Here is a 19558-nt window from a genome sequence, read left to right on the forward strand (position 1 = left end):
ACCGCCATCAGCACTCGACGATATTCACCGCCAGCCCGCCGCGCGACGTCTCCTTGTACTTCGTCTTCATGTCCGCGCCGGTTTCGCGCATCGTCTTGATCACCGAATCGAGCGACACGTAGTGCGTGCCGTCGCCGCGCAGCGCCATGCGCGCCGCGTTGACCGCCTTCACCGACGCCATCGCGTTGCGCTCGATGCACGGGATCTGAACCATCCCGCCGACCGGATCGCAGGTGAGGCCGAGGTTGTGCTCCATGCCGATCTCGGCCGCGTTCTCGACCTGGCGCGGCGTGCCGCCGAGCACCGCGGCGAGCGCGCCCGCCGCCATCGAGCAGGCGACCCCGACTTCACCCTGGCAGCCGACTTCCGCGCCGGAGATCGACGCGTTCAGCTTGTACAGGATGCCGATCGCGGCGGCCGTCAGCAGGAAGTCGATCACGCCCTGCTCGTTCGCGCCCGGCGTGAAGCGCGTGTAGTAATGCAGCACCGCGGGGATGATGCCGGCCGCGCCGTTGGTCGGCGCGGTGACGACGCGCCCGCCGGCCGCGTTTTCCTCGTTGACCGCGATCGCGTACAGGTTGATCCAGTCGATCATCGACAGCGGGTCCTGCAGCGCGCGCTCCGGGCTGCCCGTCAGCGTGCGGTACAGCTGCGGCGCGCGGCGCTTGACCTGGAACGGGCCGGGCAGGTTGCCGTCCGCGTCCGGGTTGCCGATCCCGCAGCCGCGCGACACGCACGACTGCATCACGCTCCAGATCTTCAGTAGGCCGTCGCGGGTCTCTTCCTCGGTGTGCCACGCGCGCTCGTTTTCCCACATCAGCTGCGCGATCGACTTGCCGGTCGACTCGGTCAGCGCGAGCAGCTCCGCCGCGTTGGTGAACGGATGCGTCATCTGCTCGGCGGCGCTCAGCACCTTGGTGTTCGGCGCGCCGGCCGTCACGACGAAGCCGCCGCCGACCGACAGGTAGGTGCGCTCGACCAGCACCGCGCCGTTCGCGTCGGTCGCGCGCAGCTTCATCCCGTTCGGATGCTCGGGCAGCGCCTGGCGGTAGAACGCGATGTGCTCCTTCAGCACGAACGGAATCGGGTGCTTGCCGAGCAGCGCGAGCGTCTTCGACGTGCGCACGGCTTCGAGACGGGCGGCGATCGTGTCGGGATCGACGGTGTCGGGCGCGTCGCCGAGCAGGCCGAGCATTACGCCGCGGTCGGTGCCGTGGCCCTTGCCGGTCGCGCCGAGCGAGCCGTACAGCTCGACCTTCACGCTGGCGGTCGCGTCGAGCTGCCCGTCGCGCTCGAGGCCCTGGACGAACATCAGCGCGGCGCGCATCGGGCCGACCGTGTGCGAGCTGGACGGGCCGATGCCGATCTTGAAGAGGTCAAACACGCTGACTGCCATTTATGTTTCCTGTCTTGCTGTAAGTAGTCTAGCGCGCCTGCAGCGGCAAGCACGCGGCTAGCCATGCGGGCGGCGTCGGGGAGAGCTGCTGCGCGACGCGGGCGTAGCGCCCGTCGAGCCGCGCAGCCAGATGAAAGAGTTCGGTGGCGTTTTTCGGGTCCCACTGCCCCGTGTAGCCGGGAAGGCCGGCCTCGCGCCGCTTCGCGTCGAACGCGACCGGCGAATGCACGAATTCCTCATGCGTTTTCTCGCCGCGCGCGTACGGCACGAGCCAGTCGAGCGCCGCCGCGAGCGTCGCGCCGTTCGCGCCCTTTTCGCGCAGCCAGTTGCGGTTGAAGCGGCGCGCGGCGAGCGCGGCGGTCACGAGCGGCTGCAGGTCGTACACCGCGTAGTGCAGCGCATCACGCTCCGTGAAGTCGTAGGTCGTGCCGTCCGCGGCGATGTTGTCGGCGAGATGCTCGACGAACAGGCGCTGCGCGGCGTTCATCATCCGGCGGTCGCCGAGCGTGAACGCGGACAGCGCGATCAGCTTGATCCGGTGGCTCTGCCAGTTGTTGCGCCAGGTGCCGGCGAGCGGGCGCTTCTGCGCGTCGATCTGCGCGACGTAGCCGGCGCCGAGCTTCGCGATGAACGCCGACGCGGCGTTGCGGGTCTTCACCGGCAGCGCGCTCGCGGTCATGTCGTACGCCAGGATCAGGCTGTCGAAGCGAGTCTCGTCGATCGGGTTGAAGCTCGGCTGGTAGGTGGCGACCCACGCGGACAGGAAGCGGTCGACGAGCTGCAGGTAGCGCGGATCGTTGGTCACGCGCCACGCGAGCGCGGCGTCGCGCATCAGGTCCATGTCCTTCAGCGCGGCGACGCTCTGGTCGTAGAGGCCTTCGTGCGGCAGCGTGCCTTCGGTGTGCACGCGCGGCAGCGCCTTCGGCTGCTCGCCGAGATGCGCGTCGACGCCGCGGATCAGCGCCTGCACGCCCGGCTCGGCCTGGGTCGTCTCGCTCGACTGCAGCGCGGGCGCCGCGCAGAAGTTCATCGCCGCGCGCGCCGCGCCCGACGCGCCGAGACCGGCGGCGGCGAGCGACAGCGACGCGACGAGCGCCGGCACGAACGCGCGGGCGCGCACGCGCCGCCACATGTGCCGTGATTCGCGGCCCGGGAACATCGGACGCACCATGCGGAACTCCTTCATTGGCTGGATCGCGTGTGATGTTAGCCGGATTGGGGGACGAACGTCAGGCGGATCGGCGTCCAACGCAAAAGCCGCACGCAACCCCGGGGATTGCGTGCGGCGCAGCATCGAACGAACCGGAACGAACGCGCGCGTTACGCGTATTCCGACATCGGCACGCACGCGCAGAACAGGTTGCGGTCGCCATAGGCGTTGTCCGCGCGGCCGACGGGCGGCCAGTACTTGTTCGTGCCGAGCGATGCGACCGGATACGCGGCCTGCTCGCGCGAGTACGCGTGCGGCCATTCGTTCGCGGTGACGACGGCGGCCGTGTGCGGCGCGTGGCGCAGCGGGTTGTCCTCGCGATCGGCGCGGCCTTCCTCGACCGCGCGGATTTCCTCGCGGATCGCGATCATCGCGGCGATGAAGCGGTCGAGTTCCTCCTGCGATTCCGATTCGGTCGGCTCGACCATCAGCGTGCCCGGCACCGGGAAGCTCATCGTCGGCGCGTGGAAGCCGTAGTCCATCAGGCGCTTCGCGACGTCGTCGACGGTGATGCCGCTCGAGTCCTTGATCGGACGCAGGTCGAGAATGCACTCGTGCGCGACCAGCCCGCCCGGGCCCGAATACAGCACCGGGTAGTGCGGCGCGAGACGCTTCGCAATGTAGTTCGCGTTGAGGATCGCGGTTTCGGTCGCGGCGGTCAGGTTCTTCGCGCCCATCATCGCGATGTACATCCACGAGATCGGCAGGATCGACGCCGAGCCGTACGGCGCGGCCGACACCGCGCCGATGCCTTCCTCGCCGCGCGCGTAGCCGGTCGAGCGCTGGTTCGGCAGGAACTTCGCGAGGTGCGCGCCGACCGCGACCGGGCCGACGCCCGGGCCGCCGCCGCCGTGCGGGATGCAGAAGGTCTTGTGCAGGTTCAGGTGCGACACGTCGCCGCCGAACTGGCCCGGCGCGGTCAGGCCGACCATCGCGTTCATGTTCGCGCCGTCGACGTACACCTGGCCGCCGTGCGCGTGCACGATCTCGCAGATCTCGCGCACGTTCTGCTCGAACACGCCGTGCGTCGACGGATACGTGATCATGATCGCCGCGAGGTCTTTCGCATGCTCGTCGGCCTTCGCCTTGAGATCCGCGATGTCGACGTTGCCCTGCGCGTCGCAGGCAACGACCACGACCTTCATGCCGGCCATGTGCGCGGACGCCGGGTTGGTGCCGTGCGCGGACGCCGGGATCAGGCAGACGTCGCGGTGGCTCTCGCCGCGCGACGCGTGGTACGCGTGGATGATCAGCAGGCCCGCGTACTCGCCCTGCGAGCCCGCGTTCGGCTGCAGCGACACGGCCGCGTAGCCGGTCGCGGCAACCAGCATCTGCTCGAGCTGGTCGATCATCTCGCGATAGCCGACGGTCTGCTCGGCCGGCGCGAACGGGTGGATCTGGCCGAATTCGGGCCACGTGACGGGCAGCATCTCCGACGTCGCGTTCAGCTTCATCGTGCACGAGCCGAGCGGGATCATCGAGCGGTCGAGCGCGAGATCCTTGTCCGACAGGCTGCGCAGGTAGCGCAGCATTTCCGTCTCCGAATGGTGGCGGTTGAACACCGGGTGCGTCAGGTACGCGCTCGTGCGTTCGAGGCCGGCCGGCAGCGCGGCGACGCCGGCGAGGCCCGCGTCCAGCGCGTCGACGTCCGGCGCGGTGCCGCCGGCTGCCTGCGCGAACACCGCGAGCAGGTCGGCGAGGTCGCCGCGGGTCGTCGTCTCGTCGACCGACACGCCGACCTGCGTGGCGCTCACGCGGCGCAGGTTGATGCGCTTCGCGTTCGCCAGTTCGTGGACCTGCGCGGTGCGCGCGCCGGTGTCGATCGTCAGCGTGTCGAAGAAGGTGTCGTTGACGGTCGCGAAGCCGAGCTGCTTCACGCCGGCGGCGACGAGCGCCGCGATGCGGTTCACGCGCAGCGCGATCGTCTTCAGGCCGTGCGGGCCGTGATAGACCGCGTACATGCTCGCCATGATCGCGAGCAGCGCCTGCGCGGTGCACACGTTCGACGTCGCCTTCTCGCGGCGGATGTGCTGTTCGCGCGTCTGCAGCGCGAGGCGCAGAGCGGGCTTGCCCTGTGCGTCGACGGTCACGCCGACGAGGCGGCCCGGCATCTGGCGCTTGAATTCGTCGCGCACGGCCATGTAGGCGGCGTGCGGGCCGCCGAAGCCCATCGGCACGCCGAAGCGCTGCGCGCTGCCGACCGCGACGTCCGCGCCCCAGTCGCCGGGCGGCGTCAGTACGGTGAGCGCGAGCAGGTCGGCCGCGACGACCACGTGGCCGCCGGCCGCGTGGATGGCTTCGGTGAGCGCGCGGTAGTCGCGCACGTCGCCGTTGACGCCCGGATATTGCAGCAGCACGCCGAACGCGTTCGACTGCGCGGCGTCGGCGGCGGGGCCGGTCTTGACCTCGATGCCGACCGGCAGCGCGCGGGTGCGGATCACTTCGAGCGTCTGCGGCAGCACGTCGTCTGCGACGTAGAACACGTTCGACCGAGGCTTGCCGACGCGCTGCAGCAGCGTCATCGCCTCGGCCGCGGCGGTCGCCTCGTCGAGCAGCGACGCGTTCGAGATCGCGAGGCCCGTGAGGTCGGCGACCATCTGCTGGTAGTTCAGGAGCGCCTCGAGGCGGCCCTGGGAAATTTCAGGCTGGTACGGCGTGTAGGCCGTGTACCACGCCGGGTTTTCGAGCACGTTGCGCAGGATCACCGCCGGGGTGTGCGTGTCGTAGTAGCCCTGGCCGATGTACGAGCGGAACACCTGGTTCTTGTCCGCGAGCGCGCGCAGCGCGGCGAGCGCTTCGGCTTCGCTCTTCGGTTGCGCGAACGGGCCGAGCGGCAGCGTTTCGGCACGGCGGATCGACGCGGGAATCACGGCGTCGATCAGGGCGGCGCGGGTCGCGAAGCCGAGCGTGTCGAGCATTGCCTGCTGGCTGGCGGCGTCGGGGCCGATATGGCGTTCGGCGAACGCGTCGTGCGTTTCGAGCGCGGCGAGCGAGAGGGGCGTGCGGTTCATCAGGCGGTCCGGGTGTTCGAGCTTCATGGCAATCCTGCGGTCGCGGCGCGCGGCCCGTGCTGCCGGGCCGGCGCGCCGCGCGATTCGTGAATGGTTGGGTTAGCCGACCAGCTTCGCGTAGGCGGCTGCGTCGAGCAGGTTGTCGGTCGATGCGCCGTCGGCGAGCTTGATCTTGAAGAGCCACGTGTCGTACGCGTCGCTGTTCACCTCTTCCGGCGAGTCGACGGCTTCCGCGTTGATCGCGACCACCTCGCCCGACACGGGCGAGTAGATGTCCGACGCGGCTTTCACCGACTCGACGACGCCGATGGCGTCGCCTGCCTTCACCTGCTTGCCGACTTGCGGCAGTTCGAGGAAGACGATGTCGCCGAGCGTGCTCTGCGCGTGATCGGTGATGCCGATCGTCAGCGTGCCGTCGGCTTCGGCGCGGACCCACTCGTGTTCGTCGGTGTACTTCAGTTCGGCCGGGACGTTGCTCATCGGATGCTCCTGAATAGAAAGGGTGTGATTCGTCGTTCGGGCGCGTCGCGCGGACGCGCCGGGTGCGGGTCGCCGGGCGCCATGCCGCCCGGCCCTCCGGGTCGTTACGCAGCGAGGACCTTGCCGTTGCGCACGAACGGCAGTTTTACCACGCGCGCGGGAAGTTGCTTGTCGCGAATCTGCACCTGCACGGTGTCGCCGATCTGCACGGCCGCGGGCACGCGCGCAAAGGCGATCGACTCCTGCATCGACGGCGAGAACGTGCCGCTCGTGATCTCGCCTTCGCCGTGCGGCGTGACGACCTTCTGGTGCGCGCGCAGCACGCCGCCCGCCTTGCCGTTCTCCTTCTGCAGGATCAGGCCGACGAACGCGGCGCGCGCGCCGTCGCGCTCGAGCGCGTCGCGGCCGACGAACGCGCGCGGCGCCGTGAGGTCGACCGTCCACGCGAGGCCGGCGTCGAGCGGGGAAACGGTTTCATCCATGTCCTGGCCGTACAGGTTCATGCCGGCCTCGAGGCGCAGCGTGTCGCGCGCGCCGAGCCCGCACGGGCGCACGCCGTTTTGCTGCAGCGCGTTCCACAGTGCTTCGACGTGGACGGCCGGAACGATCACCTCGAAACCGTCTTCGCCGGTGTAGCCGGTGCGCGCGACGGTGAGGTCGCCGAACGGCGTGCCCGCGACCTGCGCGGCGTTGAACGGCTTGAGCTCGCTCGTCGCGGCGCGCGCGGCGGGGATCGTCGCCCAGGCTTTTTCACGGGCGTTCGGGCCCTGCACGGCGACGATCGCGAAATCGCGGCGCGGCGCGATCGTGACGCCGTAGCCGCCTTGCTCGTTGAGCTGGTTGAACCACGCGATGTCCTTCTCGGCGGTGCCGGCGTTGACGACGACGCGGAAGAATTCCTCGGTGAAGTAATAGACGATCAGGTCGTCGATGACGCCGCCCTGCGGATTGAGCAGGCACGAGTAGAGCGCCTTGCCGGGCGTCTTGAGCTTGCCGACGTTGTTCGCGATCGCATGCTCGAAGAACGCGCGCACGCGGCTGCCGGTGAAATCGACGACGCACATGTGCGACACGTCGAACATGCCGGCGTCGGTGCGCACGGCCTGGTGCTCTTCGATTTGCGAGCCGTAGTTGACGGGCATGTCCCAGCCGCCGAAGTCGACCATGCGGGCGTTGAGCGCGCGGTGCGCGGCGTTGAGCGGGGTATGTTTCAGTGCAGTCATCGAGGCCTCAGGCAAGGCGCTTGCGCGCGGGACAATACGGCGTTGTGCCGACCGCCTCGGCCTTGGGCCGGCGGGCGGTGCTGTACATGCCCCTCTGTCCTCGATACCTGAGAGATTGCGTCGTGGGCCGGACCCAACGAACGCGCGCCCCTTCGGTGGGCAGCCTGCCCGCGCTGCATTCGCGCAGCGGGCTACTGCCGCTCTCCAGAGTGCGAAGATCGCGGCCTGCGACGTGCGCAGGCGGGATGCTTCGACGCGGCCGGTCCTTTTGCCTGAGAGTTTGCGGGTGTGCCCCTTCGGCGGCGCGACCGGCGTTCAGCAGCGCGGCCACGCGCTCTCCCGACGCGTGCGGGCGACTGTACGCGAGCCCGGAAGCCTTGTCAATTTGGGCAAATATGTGTCGCTTCGCGACAAGCGGCGGCACGGCGCCGCCGCGTTTTTCGTCCGGCCGCGGCCGGCGTCACTCGCCGATTGCGCGCGCCGCGGTGTCGAGTTCCTGGTTCAGCACGCGCTGCTCGTCGCCGGACAGGCCGCCGCCGTGCTGCGACGCCATGTCGGTCGATTCCTGGCGGATCACGTCGAGGCGGTGGTGGAGCTGCGCGCCGTACGGCGGCGGGTAGTAGCCGCCATTCACGCGCGAATCGATCCGGCGATGCAGGTTGTCGATTCGGCCCTGGATCTGCTGCGCGCGCTCGAAGCCGACGACCTGCGGACTGGGTTGCGGAACGACTTGCGGAGCCGGGCGGGGCGGTGGCGGAGGCGCCGGGCGACGCTGCTGCGGCTGCACGATGCAGGCCGCGAGCGAGGATACCAGGGCGCAGCACACTGCCGCGCGAATCAACCGTTGCATCAACATTCTCCTGACGGTGTGGTGTCGGTTTGGTGTCGGATCGACTTTTTTGAGAAACGCATCAGATAGGAGCACCGCTGACTTTCGTTCCCGCGCCATTTGTAACCGATTGTTCCGGCGCGACGCGGGCCGCTCAGACGATCTTGCGCACGAACGGCAGGCGCCGACCTTCGTGCTCGCTTTGCGCGGCGAGCTCGATGATCGTCATCACGTCGACTGCGTCCTGCGGCGATACCGGGAACGGCGCGCCTTCGCGGATCGACGCGGCGAGCGCGCGGTAGAACTCCGCGTACTGGCCGTCGAGGGTCGGCACCGGGCGCTCGGTTTCGACGTCGCCGTCGAGCACGCGCAGCACGCCGGGCGGGTTGCCGCCGCCGAACTCGACGTCGTCGGGCGTGAGGCCGGCCTTCAGCTGGTCTTCCTGCGTGTCGAGCCCGAACTTCTGGTAGCTGCCGCGGGTGCCGTGCAGCGTGAAGCGCGCCGGCTCGATCGCCGACAGCGCGCTCGCGTGCAGCGCGACGTCCTTGTCCGGGTAGCCGAGCTGCACGTGGACGAAGTCGGGCGCCGAACCGTTGTCGCGGCGGGTCTTGACGGTCGCGCTCACCGTGTCGGGCACGCCGAACAGCGCGAGCGCCTGGTCGATCAGGTGCGGGCCGAGGTCGAGCAGCAGGCCGCCGCCGCGCGCGGCTTCCTCGCGCCAGCGCACGCGCACCTGCGGCCGGAAGCGGTCGAAATGCGACGTGACATAGGTGATGCGGCCGAGCTCGCCGGATTCGACGATGCGGCGCACGGTGAGGAAGTCGCCGTCCCAGCGGCGGTTGTGGAACGGCGCGAACACGCGGCTGCGGGCGTTCGCGAGCCGCGCGAGCGCGAGCGCCTCGTCGGACGTCAGCGTCACCGGCTTGTCGACGACGACGTGGCGGCCCGCGTCCAGCACCTGCCGCGCGAGCGGGAAGTGCGTGTCGTTCGGCGTGGCGATCACCACGCACTCGATGTCGTCGAGGGCCAGCAGCGCGTCGAGATCGGCCACGATGCGGGCATCCGGATACGCGGCCCGCGCGCGGTCCGGCTGCCCGGTGGCGATCGCGGCGACCTGCGTGCGGCCGCTCGCCGCGATCACCGGCGCGTGAAACGTCGCGCCGGCGAAACCGAAACCCATCAAACCAATCCTGAGCAATGACGACATGGCGATCCTTGGCAACAAGCGAAACGTGAGGACGGCGCACCGTGGCGGCGCGATGACGACCGGCTATTTTGGCACGACGGCGGTCTGGAATCCGGCGCGATTTTTCCGCTCGCGCACGTGGGTATATAGAGGGGCAATGGCCCGCGGCCGCTCATTGTCGCGCAATCGCCGCCGCGCGTAGCCGAATCGGCCGAACGGACCGGGGCGCATGCGCCCGTCCGTCCGCACAGCACCGCCCGGCGCGGCTCCGGAATTCGCCGCCGCGGCCGTGTTAACATGCGCGTCCTGCCCGTGCGTCCGCATGCCCGACCCGGCGCCCCGCGCGCGGCATCCTCCCGGCGTCCCGCCGTCAACCGCAACACCATCCGCAACCATGTCCGCAGGCCTCAATCCCGCTCAGAACGAAGCGGTGCGCTATCTCGACGGTCCCTGCCTCGTGCTCGCCGGCGCGGGCAGCGGCAAGACCCGCGTCATCACGCAGAAGATCGCGCACCTGATCGAAGCCAAGGGCTTCGAGCCGCGCCACATCGCCGCCGTCACGTTCACCAACAAGGCGGCCGCCGAAATGCGCGAGCGCGTGTCGAAGCTGCTCGAGGGCAAGACGCTCACGACGCCCGGCAAGGAAGGCCGCAAGGTGCCGGTGAACCAGCTCACCGTCTGCACGTTCCACTCGCTCGGCGTGCAGATCCTGCGCCAGGAGGCCGAGCACGTCGGCCTGAAGCCGCAGTTCTCGATCATGGATTCGGACGACTGCTTCGGGATGATCCAGGAGCAGATCGGCACGACCGACAAGGGCCTGATCCGCAAGATCCAGACCACGATCTCGCTGTGGAAGAACGGCCTCATCATGCCCGAGGAGGCGATGACGATCGCCGCCAACGAGGACGAGCACCAGGCCGCGCTCGTGTACCGCAACTACGTCGCGACGCTGCACGCGTACCAGGCGGTCGACTTCGACGACCTGATCCGCCTGCCCGCCGAGCTGTTCGCGCGCAACGAACAGGTGCGCGACCGCTGGCAGAACAAGCTGCGCTACCTGCTGATCGACGAGTACCAGGACACCAACGCGTGCCAGTACGAGCTGCTGAAGCTGCTGGCGGGCCCGCGCGCGGCGTTCACCGCGGTGGGCGACGACGACCAGGCGATCTACGGCTGGCGTGGCGCGACGCTCGAGAACCTCGCGCAGCTCGGCAAGGATTTCCCGAAGCTGCACGTGATCAAGCTCGAGCAGAACTACCGGTCGACGGTGCGCATTCTCACCGCCGCGAACAACGTGATCGCGAACAACCCGAAGCTGTTCGAGAAGAAGCTGTGGTCCGAGCACGGGATGGGCGACTCGATCACCGTCACGCCGTGCAACGACGAGGAGCACGAGGCCGAATCGGTCGTGTTCCGGCTGTCCGCGCACAAGTTCGAGCGGCGCGCGCAGTTCCGCGACTACGCGATCCTGTATCGCGGCAACTTCCAGGCGCGGATCTTCGAGCAGGTGCTGCGGCGCGAGCGCATTCCGTACGTGCTGTCCGGCGGCCAGTCGTTCTTCGACAAGGCCGAGATCAAGGACCTGTGCGCGTACCTGCGCCTGATCGCCAACGCCGACGACGATCCCGCGTTCATCCGCGCGATCACGACGCCGCGCCGCGGCATCGGCAACACGACGCTGGAAGCGCTCGGCTCGTTCGCGGGGCAGGCGAAGGTGTCGCTGTTCGAGGCCGTGTACATGGGCGGCATCGAGGCGCGGCTGTCCGCGCGCCAGGTCGAGCCGCTCAGGATGTTCTGCGACTTCATCCAGCGCCTGACCGAGCGCGCGGACAAGGACCCGGCGACCGTCGTGCTCGACGACATGATGGAGGCGATCCACTACGAGGCCTACCTGTACGACGCGTTCGACGAGCGGCAGGCGCAGTCGAAGTGGCAGAACGTGCTCGAATTCCTCGAATGGCTGAAGCGCAAGGGCACCAAGCCCGAGGCGGCGGAGGCCGTCGACGGCGAGGCGGAGGGCTTCCACAACGCCGACGGGCTCGCCGATACGGGCAAGAACCTGCTCGGCCTGATCCAGACCGTCGCGCTGATGTCGATGCTCGAAGGCAAGGAGGAGGACCCGGATGCGGTGCGGCTGTCGACCGTGCACGCGTCGAAGGGGCTCGAGTATCCGCACGTGTTCCTCGTCGGCGTCGAGGAGGGCATCATGCCGCACCGCGGCGGCAGCGAGGACGACGGCCCGATCGACAGCGAGCGGATCGAGGAGGAGCGCCGGCTGATGTACGTCGCGATCACGCGCGCGCAGCGCAGCCTGCACCTGAACTGGTGCAAGAAGCGCAAGCGGGCGCGCGAGACGGTCGTGTGCGAGCCGTCGCGCTTCATCCCCGAGATGGGCCTCGACGACGCGCCGCCGCCCGCGCCGGAGGAAGCGCCGATGACGCCGAAGGACCGGCTCGCGAGCCTGAAGGCGCTGCTGCAGAAGTGATCGCGGCCGCCGCGTGACGGACGGCCAGACAAAACCCCCGCGATGCTTGTCGCAGCGCGGGGGGTTTTCGTTGGGCCGGGCCGGGCGTTACTTCGCCGCGTTGACCATGTAGTCGACGGCGGCCTTCACGTCGGCGTCGGACGCGGTCGACCCGCCCTTCGGCGGCATCGCGCCCTTGCCGTGCAGCGCGTAGTTGTAGACCGTGTCCATCGGTTCCTTCAGGCGCGGCGCCCAGTCTTCCTTGCTGCCGAACTTCGGCGCGTTCAGCACGCCGGCCGCGTGGCAGGCCTGGCAGACCTGCGTGTACAGCGCCTTGCCGGCGGAGGCGGCGTCGGCGCTGGTCGGCGCGGCCGCGGGCTTCTCGCCCGCCTTCGGGATCGCGGCGATCGCGGCCTGCGCGGCGGCGATCGCGGCGTCGGCGGCGCCCGACGCGGGCGCGGCGCCGGCAGCCGCCGTCGCGTTGGCGGCCGGCGCGGCGGGCTCGGGGAAGTTCGCGCCGTCGTTGTTCGCCATGTAGACGATCGCGCGGGCGATCTCGTAGTCGCTGTAGTCGTCCGGGCTCGTGCCGCCGCGCGGGGGCATCGCGCCCTTGCCGGCCAGCGCCGTCTTCAGCAGCGTGTCGAAGCCCTGCGAGATGCGCGGCGCCCAGTCGTCCTTGCTGCCGAATTTCGGCGCGCCCGCGGCGCCCGTGCCGTGGCAGGTCACGCACACGGCCTTGTAGACTTCCTCGCCCGTCTTGTAGGTGCGCGGCGCGTTGGCGTCCTTCACGTCGACCTGCGCGAGCGGCGCGATGCGCTTGGCCACCTGTTCGTCGGACAGCGCGTCGGTGCCCGCGCCGGAACGGAACGCGACGTTCGCGTAGGTGGCGAACAGGATGATGAGGACGATCGGAACCGCGAACGACGCGACGATGAGGGCGATCAGCTGCCGGGGCGTCTTGATGGGAGATTGGTGGGGTGCTTCGCTCATGCTTGCCTCGTCTCCGTGAATAGGAATTGTGAGCGGTGCAACGGCAAAATGGCTGTGAAAAGAAGCAGGACGATTATAGACGGAACGTTTACATCACGGCGAGCGGCGCGGCGGCGCGTGTTTACCCGCACGATCGCGGCCGGGCGGGCGATTTGCCGGCATGGTGGACGCGTCATGGGAAACCGGGTATCCTTGCCGTCTTGCCATTCGTGGTCGGCCAGTATCTGGGGTCGCTCCACGGTCACACAGGCGCCCGTAGCTCAATGGATAGAGTACTGCCCTCCGAAGGCAGGGGTTGCTGGTTCGATCCCAGCCGGGCGCGCCAATTGCCACAAGGCTTTCAGCGGTTTCCTCCCTTCGTCAGGCAGCTTCGTTGCAGCTAGATTGCAGCCGGCATCGGCGCGGGCTCGGCCGTCAGCGGCGCGACCCAGTGCGCCAGGTGGTCGGCCGACAGGTGCGCGTACCGCTGCACCATCTCCATCGTTTCCCAGCCGCCCAGCTCCTTGAGCACCTGGAGCGGCGTGCCGCGCTGCACGTGCCAGCTCGCCCATGTGTGCCGCAGGTCGTGCCAGCGGAAGTCGCGGATGCGCGCACGCTCCAGCGCCTTGCGCCAGGCGGCCGTCGTGGTCTGGTAGACCGGCTTGCCCTGATACACGAACACGCTGTCGGCGAAGCCGGGCGCGCGCTTCGTCGCTAGCTGGCGGCGCAGCACGGCGATCGCCGTGTCCGACAGCGGCACCGTGATCGCCTTCTTCGCCTTCGCCTGGTCCGGGTGAATCCACGCGACGCGCCGCGCGAGGTCGACCTGCGACCACTGGAGCCCGGTCACGTTCGAGCGGCGCAGCCCGGTCTCGAGGCTGAAGCGCGCCATGTCGGCGAGATGCGCGGGCAGCGCGGCGAGCAGCCGCTCGCTTTCCGCCGGCGTCAGCCAGCGGATCCGCTTCGATACGACCTTCGCGCGCTTCGTGACCGGCGCGCGATCCAGCCATTCCCACTCGACGGCCGCGTTCAGCACGGCCTTCAGCACGCCGAGCACGCGGCGCACCGTGCCGTCGCTGACGGTCCGGCCGGTCTCCACGTCGCCGTGCCGGGTGCGCACCACGCGCGGCTCCCGCCGTTTCGCGAGCGCGATCGCGTCGATGCGGTTCCGGTCGATGTCGGCCAGCGCGACGCCGGCGAGGTGCCGGTCGAGCCAGCGCAGATGCGTCTTCGACGTTTCCAGGCTCGGCAGCCCTTCGCGCTCGACGACGTATCGGACGACCGCGTCGTTCCACGTATGGCGCGGCTTCGTGCCGAGCCGCGCCTGGTTCCACAGGTCCACCTTCAGCCGGTCGTGGAATTCCTGGGCCTGCGCTTTGTCGCGGGTGCCAGTGCTTCCCTGTATCGGCGTTCCGCCGCCAGGGGGGTACAGCTTGTATTGCCAGTTCGGGCTGGTTTTTCGTTTGTAGAGCGACATGCGTTCACTTCCTCCGGCGGTTCGCCCTGCGCCGCTCGCGGGAGCCATTCTCCGGCGAGGTAGCGCTGCAGGGCAGCGATCGAGAACATCCAGCGCTTGCCGACCTTGCGGCCCGGCAGCGCGCCGGCCTTGGCCTTCAGGCGCACCGTTTCAGGGTGCGCGCCGAGCAGGGCCGCCGCGCCGAACAGGTCGACGGTCGCCGCGGGCGCGGCTTCGGCGTGCCGCGCGCCTGGGGGGCAGGCAGCGCAACTCGTGGAATGGTGGCTTGCACGAGAAATGGTCATAACGCATTGATTTTCATGGTTTTTGTTTGCCATCAGTTGCCATCATTCACGCGTGGCGGCCCCGCAAGACTCATGGCGCGAAAAACGGGCAGCGCGGGCGACCGATGGCGATGCGCACGCGACTCGTGGCGTGCGTTGCCGGCCGATGCCTGCCGCTTCCCGGTTGTCTTTCTTCTTCTTTTTCAATGAGTTGAAGAGAAGGAAGAAAGAGACGGGCGCGGCCGGCGCGAAACCCGGACTCGTGGCAAAAACGGCCCGACACATGGCGAATCCGGCACCACGCGCGGCGGCAGTTCGTTCAGGAATCAAGGACTTGCAAGCGGACACCCGCGAAATCCACGATTCGCGCGCGCTGCCTGCGGGTTCCCCGCACTCCGGCCGGTTCAGCCGGTTGCGGCTCATGCGCGGCCTCCGTGCATTGCGTCGGACGCCAGGTCTTCGCGCACGGACACGTGCAGGCCGAACGCGGCCAGGCGCTCGAGCGACACCGGCGTCAGGTACGGCACGCGACGCATGTAGATGCGGCGCTCGACTTCCTTCTCGCCGACCACCACGCCGGCGTGCTTGAGCTGCGCCTTGAACACGCGGTCGGACTTCACCGGCAGGCCGTTCCATTTGTCGCGCAGCGCGCTCGTGTGCGCGAGGTGATCCATCACGTGCCCGGTGCGCAGCAGCAGGCAGAACTCGCCGTCGACGGTGTCGAACGTGTACGGATGCTTGTAGTTGCCGCCGTCGATTTCCGACAGCACGGTTTCCATGATCCAGACCCACGGCTCGCGATCGGCGCTCGTCTCGGCGACGTGGCCGTTCATCTCGGCGATCAGGTCGCGCGGGAAGTCGCCCTCGCTCGGGTCCATCCCGGCGAACTCGCACAGGTAGCGCCACGCCAAGGCGACTGCCGCGTAGTTGCCCGCCATGCGCCGCGCGCCGTCGTCCTCGCCGCTCGCGCGGCAACTGGCCAGCGCCTTGTCGCGCAGCGTCGTGTACTGGTCGGCCACGGCGCGCTTGTCCAGGCCGGCGAGGAATTCGAGCCATTGCCGGACCGGGAAGCGCGGCAGGTCGTCGGGCAGTAGCGGCCCGCGCTTGCCGGTCAGCGTCGTGCGCACCAGCTTGCCGAGCAGGCTGCGCACCGGCACGTCCTCGCCGGCCAGCATCACGGGCGCGCACAGCAGGTATTCCGTCATGTCGGTGCCGCGCCGCGTCACCGTGTACTGGTAGTTCTCCTGCAGCAGGCCGACGGCCTTGTCGATCACGTCCTGCCGGCGCGCGGACAGTTCTTCCCAGCCGACCGGGTGGCTCGTGTGGCTGATGCTGGTCAGCAGCCGGAATTCGGTCTGCAGCGATTGCCCGGAAAACATCGTAAACGCGAGCGAGCGCTCGAGACGCTTGATCAGCGTCGACTTGCCCGCGCCCTTGTTCGCCTGGATCGTGAGGTGCGGCCAGAAGCCGAGCAGCGCCTTCAGGTGGCCGCCGAGCGCCCACACGAGCGGGATCGTCGCGGCGTTCTGCCGGAACGTCGTCTGGTACGCGGCGATCACGCGGCGCGCGTCGCTGGCGAGGCCGCTCGGGAACGTCAGGTTGTGATACGGGCACTGCTTGTCCGCTTCGGTGAAGTAGCAGTCCGGGCCTTCGTTGACTATCAGCCGGCCGTCGCGCCACGCGAGCCCGACGAAGTTCGCCGCCTGGCGCGCGCCGAGATCCGCGCCGCGCTCGAGGATGTTGACCATGCGCTTGAACGGCGCCGGCGCCCAGATCGGGCCGAACTTGCCCCACTGGTCGACGTTGTGCAGCTGGTCGTCGAGCATCACGCGGCGGATCAGCTGCGCGCCGTGGCGCGGCGCCTGCACCGACACGGCGAAATAGACGGTCGGCGCCTGGTCGGCGTCGCCCGTCATCGTCGACGTCGCGCTCGCGACCGACACGCGGCTGATGCCGGCGATCCGGAAGCCGCATAGATCCGTCATCACGGGCGTTTCGACGCCGGATTCCTCGTTACGGTCCATCTTCGTGATGTAGCTGGTGAAGTCCGGCCGCACGCGGAAGCGCCAGTACTGCGCGAAGTCGTGCGGCGGCAGGAAGATGCGCGGCCGGCCGCGGCGCGTCGCGTCGCCGGGCAGGCCGGCGATCAGCCACGGCTCGAGCTGGTCGAGCGCACGCGCCAGCTCGGCCGGGCCGCGCAGCTGCAGGAAGTCGTTCACGTCATTGATCGGCTGCTGCGCCGTCGCGCCGTCCGCGAGATCGGCGAGCCAGCCGGCCTGGTCGACCAGCACCGCGCTGACGTTCGGCGCGGTGAGCCGCTCGTAGAGCGCCCACGCGGCTTCCGGCCCGGGGCGGTGGCCGGCGCGCGGGTGGTTGTCCGCAAACGGTTCGTCGTTGTCCAGGCAGATCACGACCTGCTTGCCGCGCAGGAACGCGAAATCGATGCGCTCGACGTTCGCGAGGCCGCGCAGCGCGAGCGCGGCGGTGCCGGGCAGCGCGCAGGTGTCGACCGACAGCGCGTTGATCGCGCTTTCGACGATGATCACGCGCTTCGCGCTGTCGAGCCGGCGCGCGTCGGCAGTCCAGCCGTAGCCGGCCTTGTCGCCCTGCGTCTGCGTCTTGACGCCGCCGTTGAGCGCGGGGTCGACGTAGCGCATGTCGACCGCGACGACGCGCGCGTCGCCCGGCGCGCGCACGATGAACGCGGCGGCGGGGCCGCCGTGGCCGACGTCGCCGGCGGCGACCTTCGGGCTCGTCCACGTGTTGAAGCCGAGCGTGCGCGCGGCGATCGCCGCGTCGATCGCGGCGGCAGCGATGCCGCGGCCAGCGAGGTATTCGCGCACCTGGTTGCGTTCGGCGAAGCATCGGTCGGCGATGTACTCGACGGTCGATTTCTCGCGGCGCTCCGCCGGCGCCGGGCGCTCGGGCGGAAGGCCGTAGGCGTCGTGCAGGTAGCGCACGGCGTCGGCGACGGTGCCGCCGCGCGCATGGATCACGAGGTCGATGCACGAGCCGCCGGCGTCGGCGCTGTGGTCGCGCCAGCCGGTGCCGTGCTTCGGGTGGTTCACGTAGATCGACAGGGACGGGCTGCGGTCCTCGTGCCGCGGCGAGTGGTAGAGCGCCCGCTCGCCGCCGCGGCCGCGCTTCAGGCCGAGGCGGCCGGCGAGGTCGTGCAGGTCGATGTGCCGTTTCAGTTGGTCGATCGAAGCCATCGTTTATTGCTGCTGTCCAGGTTGCTGCGGGGGGTGTTGCGCCGGATTGCCGGTCGTCGCGGGCGACGCGACGAGCGCGCGCAGCGCGGCGGCGGATTGCGGGAAGCCGAGCGCGAGGCGATCGCCGAGGGCCGCGATGAAGCCGGCGAGCGCGCGTTGCCGCGCGGCGCCGTCCGGCGGATTGTCGAAGCTCGGCACGTCGGCGGCCGCCGCGATCGCGGCCCGCAGCGCGGCGTCGTGCGGCGCGGGTTCGAGGAAGCGGTTCATGCGCGCGCCTCCCCGGCGAACGTGCAGGCGGGGTGCGCCGGGCGGCGGCAAATCGAGTGGCCCGCAGGCCGTCGGACGGCGCGGCCAGGAAGGGTCAATGCAAGGGTCGGGAACATGACGTGTCCTTTTCGACGGCAAAAAGAAGCCCCTCGCGCCGTTCAGGCGCGATGCGAGGGGGGCAGGCAGGGGGCGGGAGTTAGGGCGTCAGACGGGCAGCTCGAGCTGCGCCGCGAGGCGTTCGCGCACGTGCGGCGAGAGCGGCAGCTGCAGCGACAGGTTCGGGATCGCGGACGGCGACAGCGTGCGCGCGAATTCCATGTTCACGACGTACGTGTGGCCGCACTCGGGGTTCGTGCACTGGAAGGTGATTTCGCGGAAGGTCAGCGACATTTCGCGGCTGCTGCGCGCGGTGGCGCGCGTGCGGCAGTGCGGGCAGCGGTTCAGGATTCGCATGGTGTCTTGCTCCGTGCGGCCGGCGCGATGCAACGTTGGCCGATTGGCGAGTGGGCGTGTGCGCGCACGTGGTACAGAATCGACACGTCGCGTGCGGGATCGGGGGACATGAATGCGCGCCGGTTCAATGGCGCGCGGTGCGGGAGCGGGGCGCGGCGATCGCGCGCAGATGGCTCGCGCCGATGCGGATCAGCTCGCGCGCCATGCTGGAAATCGAGCGGTTGCGCTGCGCGGCGAGCTGCTCGAGCTCGCCGCGCTCGGTCGGCGTCAGCCCGACGTAGACGGGCTTGTTCGACATCGTGCCGCGCGGCGAACGGCGTGGGCCTTTGGAGGTGGTCATGGTCGGTATACTTTGTTGAGATAGTCTTGCGTTACGGTAAGGCTAGTCTAATGAGCAAAAAACGACGCGTCAATTGTTAATGGGTAATTTATGACACAAATCGGGAGTCGCTTGCGAGACGAGCGCTTGCGGATCGGACTCAGCCAGGATGAGTTTGCGACCGTGGGCGGCGTCGCGAGACGCTCGCAGTCCGCGTACGAGTCGGACGAACGCTCTCCCGACGCGGCCTATCTGCTGGCCGTTCGCGAGATCGGCGTCGACATCGGCTACGTGCTGACCGGCGAACGGCTCGCCGCGGACGGCGCGGCGGCGGAGCAGGGCGCGCGCGACGCCGACGAGGCGGAAGTGCTCGCGATGTACCGGCAGCTCAACGAAGCCGGCAAGGCGTCGCTGCATGCGTTCCTCGCCAGCTGCATCAACACGGGCGCGATGCTGCAGACGGCGACGCCGCGGCGCGCGAAGCGCCTGTCGGAGAATCGCCGCGCGGCGCTCGACCAGCGCACCGCCGAAAACGTCGATCGCGCGATGGCCGAGCTCGAGCGGCTGAAGGCCGAGCGCGCGGCGAAGGAACCGAAGAAGTAGGTCGCGGCGCCGCGCGCCGGTCCGTTTGCATCCGGCTGCCGCAAGTGGCGGCCGGGACGGCGTCGGCGTTCCAGCTTCGCCGTCGTCACGCCATCCAGGCATCGGCGAAATCCCGCCGTCCGTTCCCTTGAAATTCCCGCCGCCAGCGGCCCGGGCGCATGCTCCCGCGCGCGGGCACGCGCGGGGCCGTGGCGTT

17 protein-coding genes, 1 tRNA gene and 2 riboswitches are annotated in these 19558 nt (G+C 69.4%); of the genes, 3 read left to right on the forward strand and 15 right to left on the reverse strand.

The features are described from left to right. Window positions 1-7 precede the first annotated feature (7 nt). From KY49_RS22900 to KY49_RS22930, 7 genes are all read right to left on the reverse strand, one after another. A complete protein-coding gene (locus KY49_RS22900; RefSeq protein ID WP_042586733.1) occupies window positions 8-1396 on the reverse strand; it encodes an L-serine ammonia-lyase in 1389 nt (462 codons plus the stop codon). Between the two features lie 28 nt (window positions 1397-1424). Continuing rightward, complete coding sequence (locus KY49_RS22905) at window positions 1425-2567, reverse strand: alginate lyase family protein (RefSeq protein ID WP_042586931.1); 1143 nt, start codon at window positions 2565-2567, stop codon at window positions 1425-1427. 149 nt (window positions 2568-2716) lie between these two features. Next, window positions 2717-5644, reverse strand: a complete 2928-nt coding sequence (gene gcvP, locus KY49_RS22910; RefSeq protein ID WP_042586734.1) for an aminomethyl-transferring glycine dehydrogenase — start codon at window positions 5642-5644, stop codon at window positions 2717-2719. Window positions 5645-5716: 72 nt separating this feature from the next. Continuing rightward, window positions 5717-6097 carry a glycine cleavage system protein GcvH gene (gene gcvH / locus KY49_RS22915; protein ID WP_042586735.1) on the reverse strand — a complete coding sequence of 127 codons (381 nt, stop codon included), beginning with the start codon at window positions 6095-6097 and terminating at the stop codon, window positions 5717-5719. Window positions 6098-6201: 104 nt separating this feature from the next. Beyond that, window positions 6202-7320: a glycine cleavage system aminomethyltransferase GcvT gene (gene gcvT, locus KY49_RS22920; RefSeq protein ID WP_042586736.1), complete on the reverse strand. Its 1119-nt coding sequence runs from the start codon at window positions 7318-7320 to the stop codon at window positions 6202-6204. 84 nt (window positions 7321-7404) lie between these two features. Then, a riboswitch (glycine riboswitch) is annotated at window positions 7405-7538 on the reverse strand. A gap of 32 nt (window positions 7539-7570) precedes the next feature. Beyond that, window positions 7571-7671, reverse strand: a riboswitch (glycine riboswitch). Window positions 7672-7780: 109 nt separating this feature from the next. Further along, window positions 7781-8170, reverse strand: coding sequence for a hypothetical protein (locus KY49_RS22925; protein ID WP_042586932.1), 390 nt, complete (start codon window positions 8168-8170; stop codon window positions 7781-7783). A gap of 133 nt (window positions 8171-8303) precedes the next feature. Further along, window positions 8304-9356: an oxidoreductase gene (locus KY49_RS22930; protein WP_042586737.1), complete on the reverse strand. Its 1053-nt coding sequence runs from the start codon at window positions 9354-9356 to the stop codon at window positions 8304-8306. A gap of 373 nt (window positions 9357-9729) precedes the next feature. Here KY49_RS22930 and KY49_RS22935 point away from each other — a divergent pair, with 373 nt between their 5' ends. Further along, complete coding sequence (locus KY49_RS22935; RefSeq protein WP_010093066.1) at window positions 9730-11820, forward strand: UvrD-helicase domain-containing protein; 2091 nt, start codon at window positions 9730-9732, stop codon at window positions 11818-11820. A gap of 87 nt (window positions 11821-11907) precedes the next feature. Here the strand turns inward: KY49_RS22935 and KY49_RS22940 are convergent, their stop codons facing one another. Next, window positions 11908-12789, reverse strand: a complete 882-nt coding sequence (locus KY49_RS22940) for a c-type cytochrome (protein ID WP_042586738.1) — start codon at window positions 12787-12789, stop codon at window positions 11908-11910. 249 nt (window positions 12790-13038) lie between these two features. On the opposite strand from KY49_RS22940, the gene KY49_RS22945 reads away from it, so the two are divergent. Further along, window positions 13039-13114 (forward strand) — tRNA-Arg (locus KY49_RS22945). A 54-nt stretch (window positions 13115-13168) separates the two neighbouring features. Here KY49_RS22945 and KY49_RS22950 read toward each other — a convergent pair. The 7 genes from KY49_RS22950 to KY49_RS22970 all read right to left on the reverse strand — a co-directional run bounded on the left by KY49_RS22950 (window position 13169) and on the right by KY49_RS22970 (window position 18780). Next, window positions 13169-14200: a tyrosine-type recombinase/integrase gene (locus tag KY49_RS22950; RefSeq protein ID WP_256244066.1), complete on the reverse strand. Its 1032-nt coding sequence runs from the start codon at window positions 14198-14200 to the stop codon at window positions 13169-13171. Continuing rightward, window positions 14113-14562 (reverse strand): helix-turn-helix domain-containing protein, encoded by a 450-nt coding sequence (locus tag KY49_RS38690; protein WP_080407251.1) that lies wholly within the window; start codon window positions 14560-14562, stop codon window positions 14113-14115. The genes KY49_RS22950 and KY49_RS38690 overlap by 88 nt, the downstream gene beginning before the upstream one ends. A gap of 9 nt (window positions 14563-14571) precedes the next feature. Continuing rightward, the gene (locus KY49_RS36065) at window positions 14572-14931 is read right to left on the reverse strand and encodes a hypothetical protein (protein WP_080427140.1); all 360 of its coding nucleotides are present in this window, start codon (window positions 14929-14931) and stop codon (window positions 14572-14574) included. After that, the gene (locus tag KY49_RS22955; RefSeq protein WP_042586740.1) at window positions 14928-17720 is read right to left on the reverse strand and encodes a toprim domain-containing protein; all 2793 of its coding nucleotides are present in this window, start codon (window positions 17718-17720) and stop codon (window positions 14928-14930) included. Before KY49_RS22955 ends, KY49_RS36065 begins: the two co-directional genes overlap by 4 nt. A gap of 3 nt (window positions 17721-17723) precedes the next feature. Continuing rightward, entirely contained in the window at window positions 17724-17987 is a 264-nt protein-coding gene (locus KY49_RS22960; RefSeq protein ID WP_042586741.1) for a hypothetical protein, read from the reverse strand. A 204-nt stretch (window positions 17988-18191) separates the two neighbouring features. Beyond that, window positions 18192-18440 carry an ogr/Delta-like zinc finger family protein gene (locus tag KY49_RS22965; RefSeq protein WP_010095912.1) on the reverse strand — a complete coding sequence of 83 codons (249 nt, stop codon included), beginning with the start codon at window positions 18438-18440 and terminating at the stop codon, window positions 18192-18194. 124 nt (window positions 18441-18564) lie between these two features. After that, complete coding sequence (locus KY49_RS22970; protein WP_010095910.1) at window positions 18565-18780, reverse strand: hypothetical protein; 216 nt, start codon at window positions 18778-18780, stop codon at window positions 18565-18567. A gap of 90 nt (window positions 18781-18870) precedes the next feature. Here KY49_RS22970 and KY49_RS22975 point away from each other — a divergent pair, with 90 nt between their 5' ends. Next, window positions 18871-19362, forward strand: coding sequence for a helix-turn-helix domain-containing protein (locus KY49_RS22975; protein WP_071737909.1), 492 nt, complete (start codon window positions 18871-18873; stop codon window positions 19360-19362). Window positions 19363-19558: the final 196 nt, after the last annotated feature.

This window comes from Burkholderia sp. MSHR3999, assembly GCF_000833595.1.
Lineage (GTDB): Bacteria > Pseudomonadota > Gammaproteobacteria > Burkholderiales > Burkholderiaceae > Burkholderia > Burkholderia ubonensis.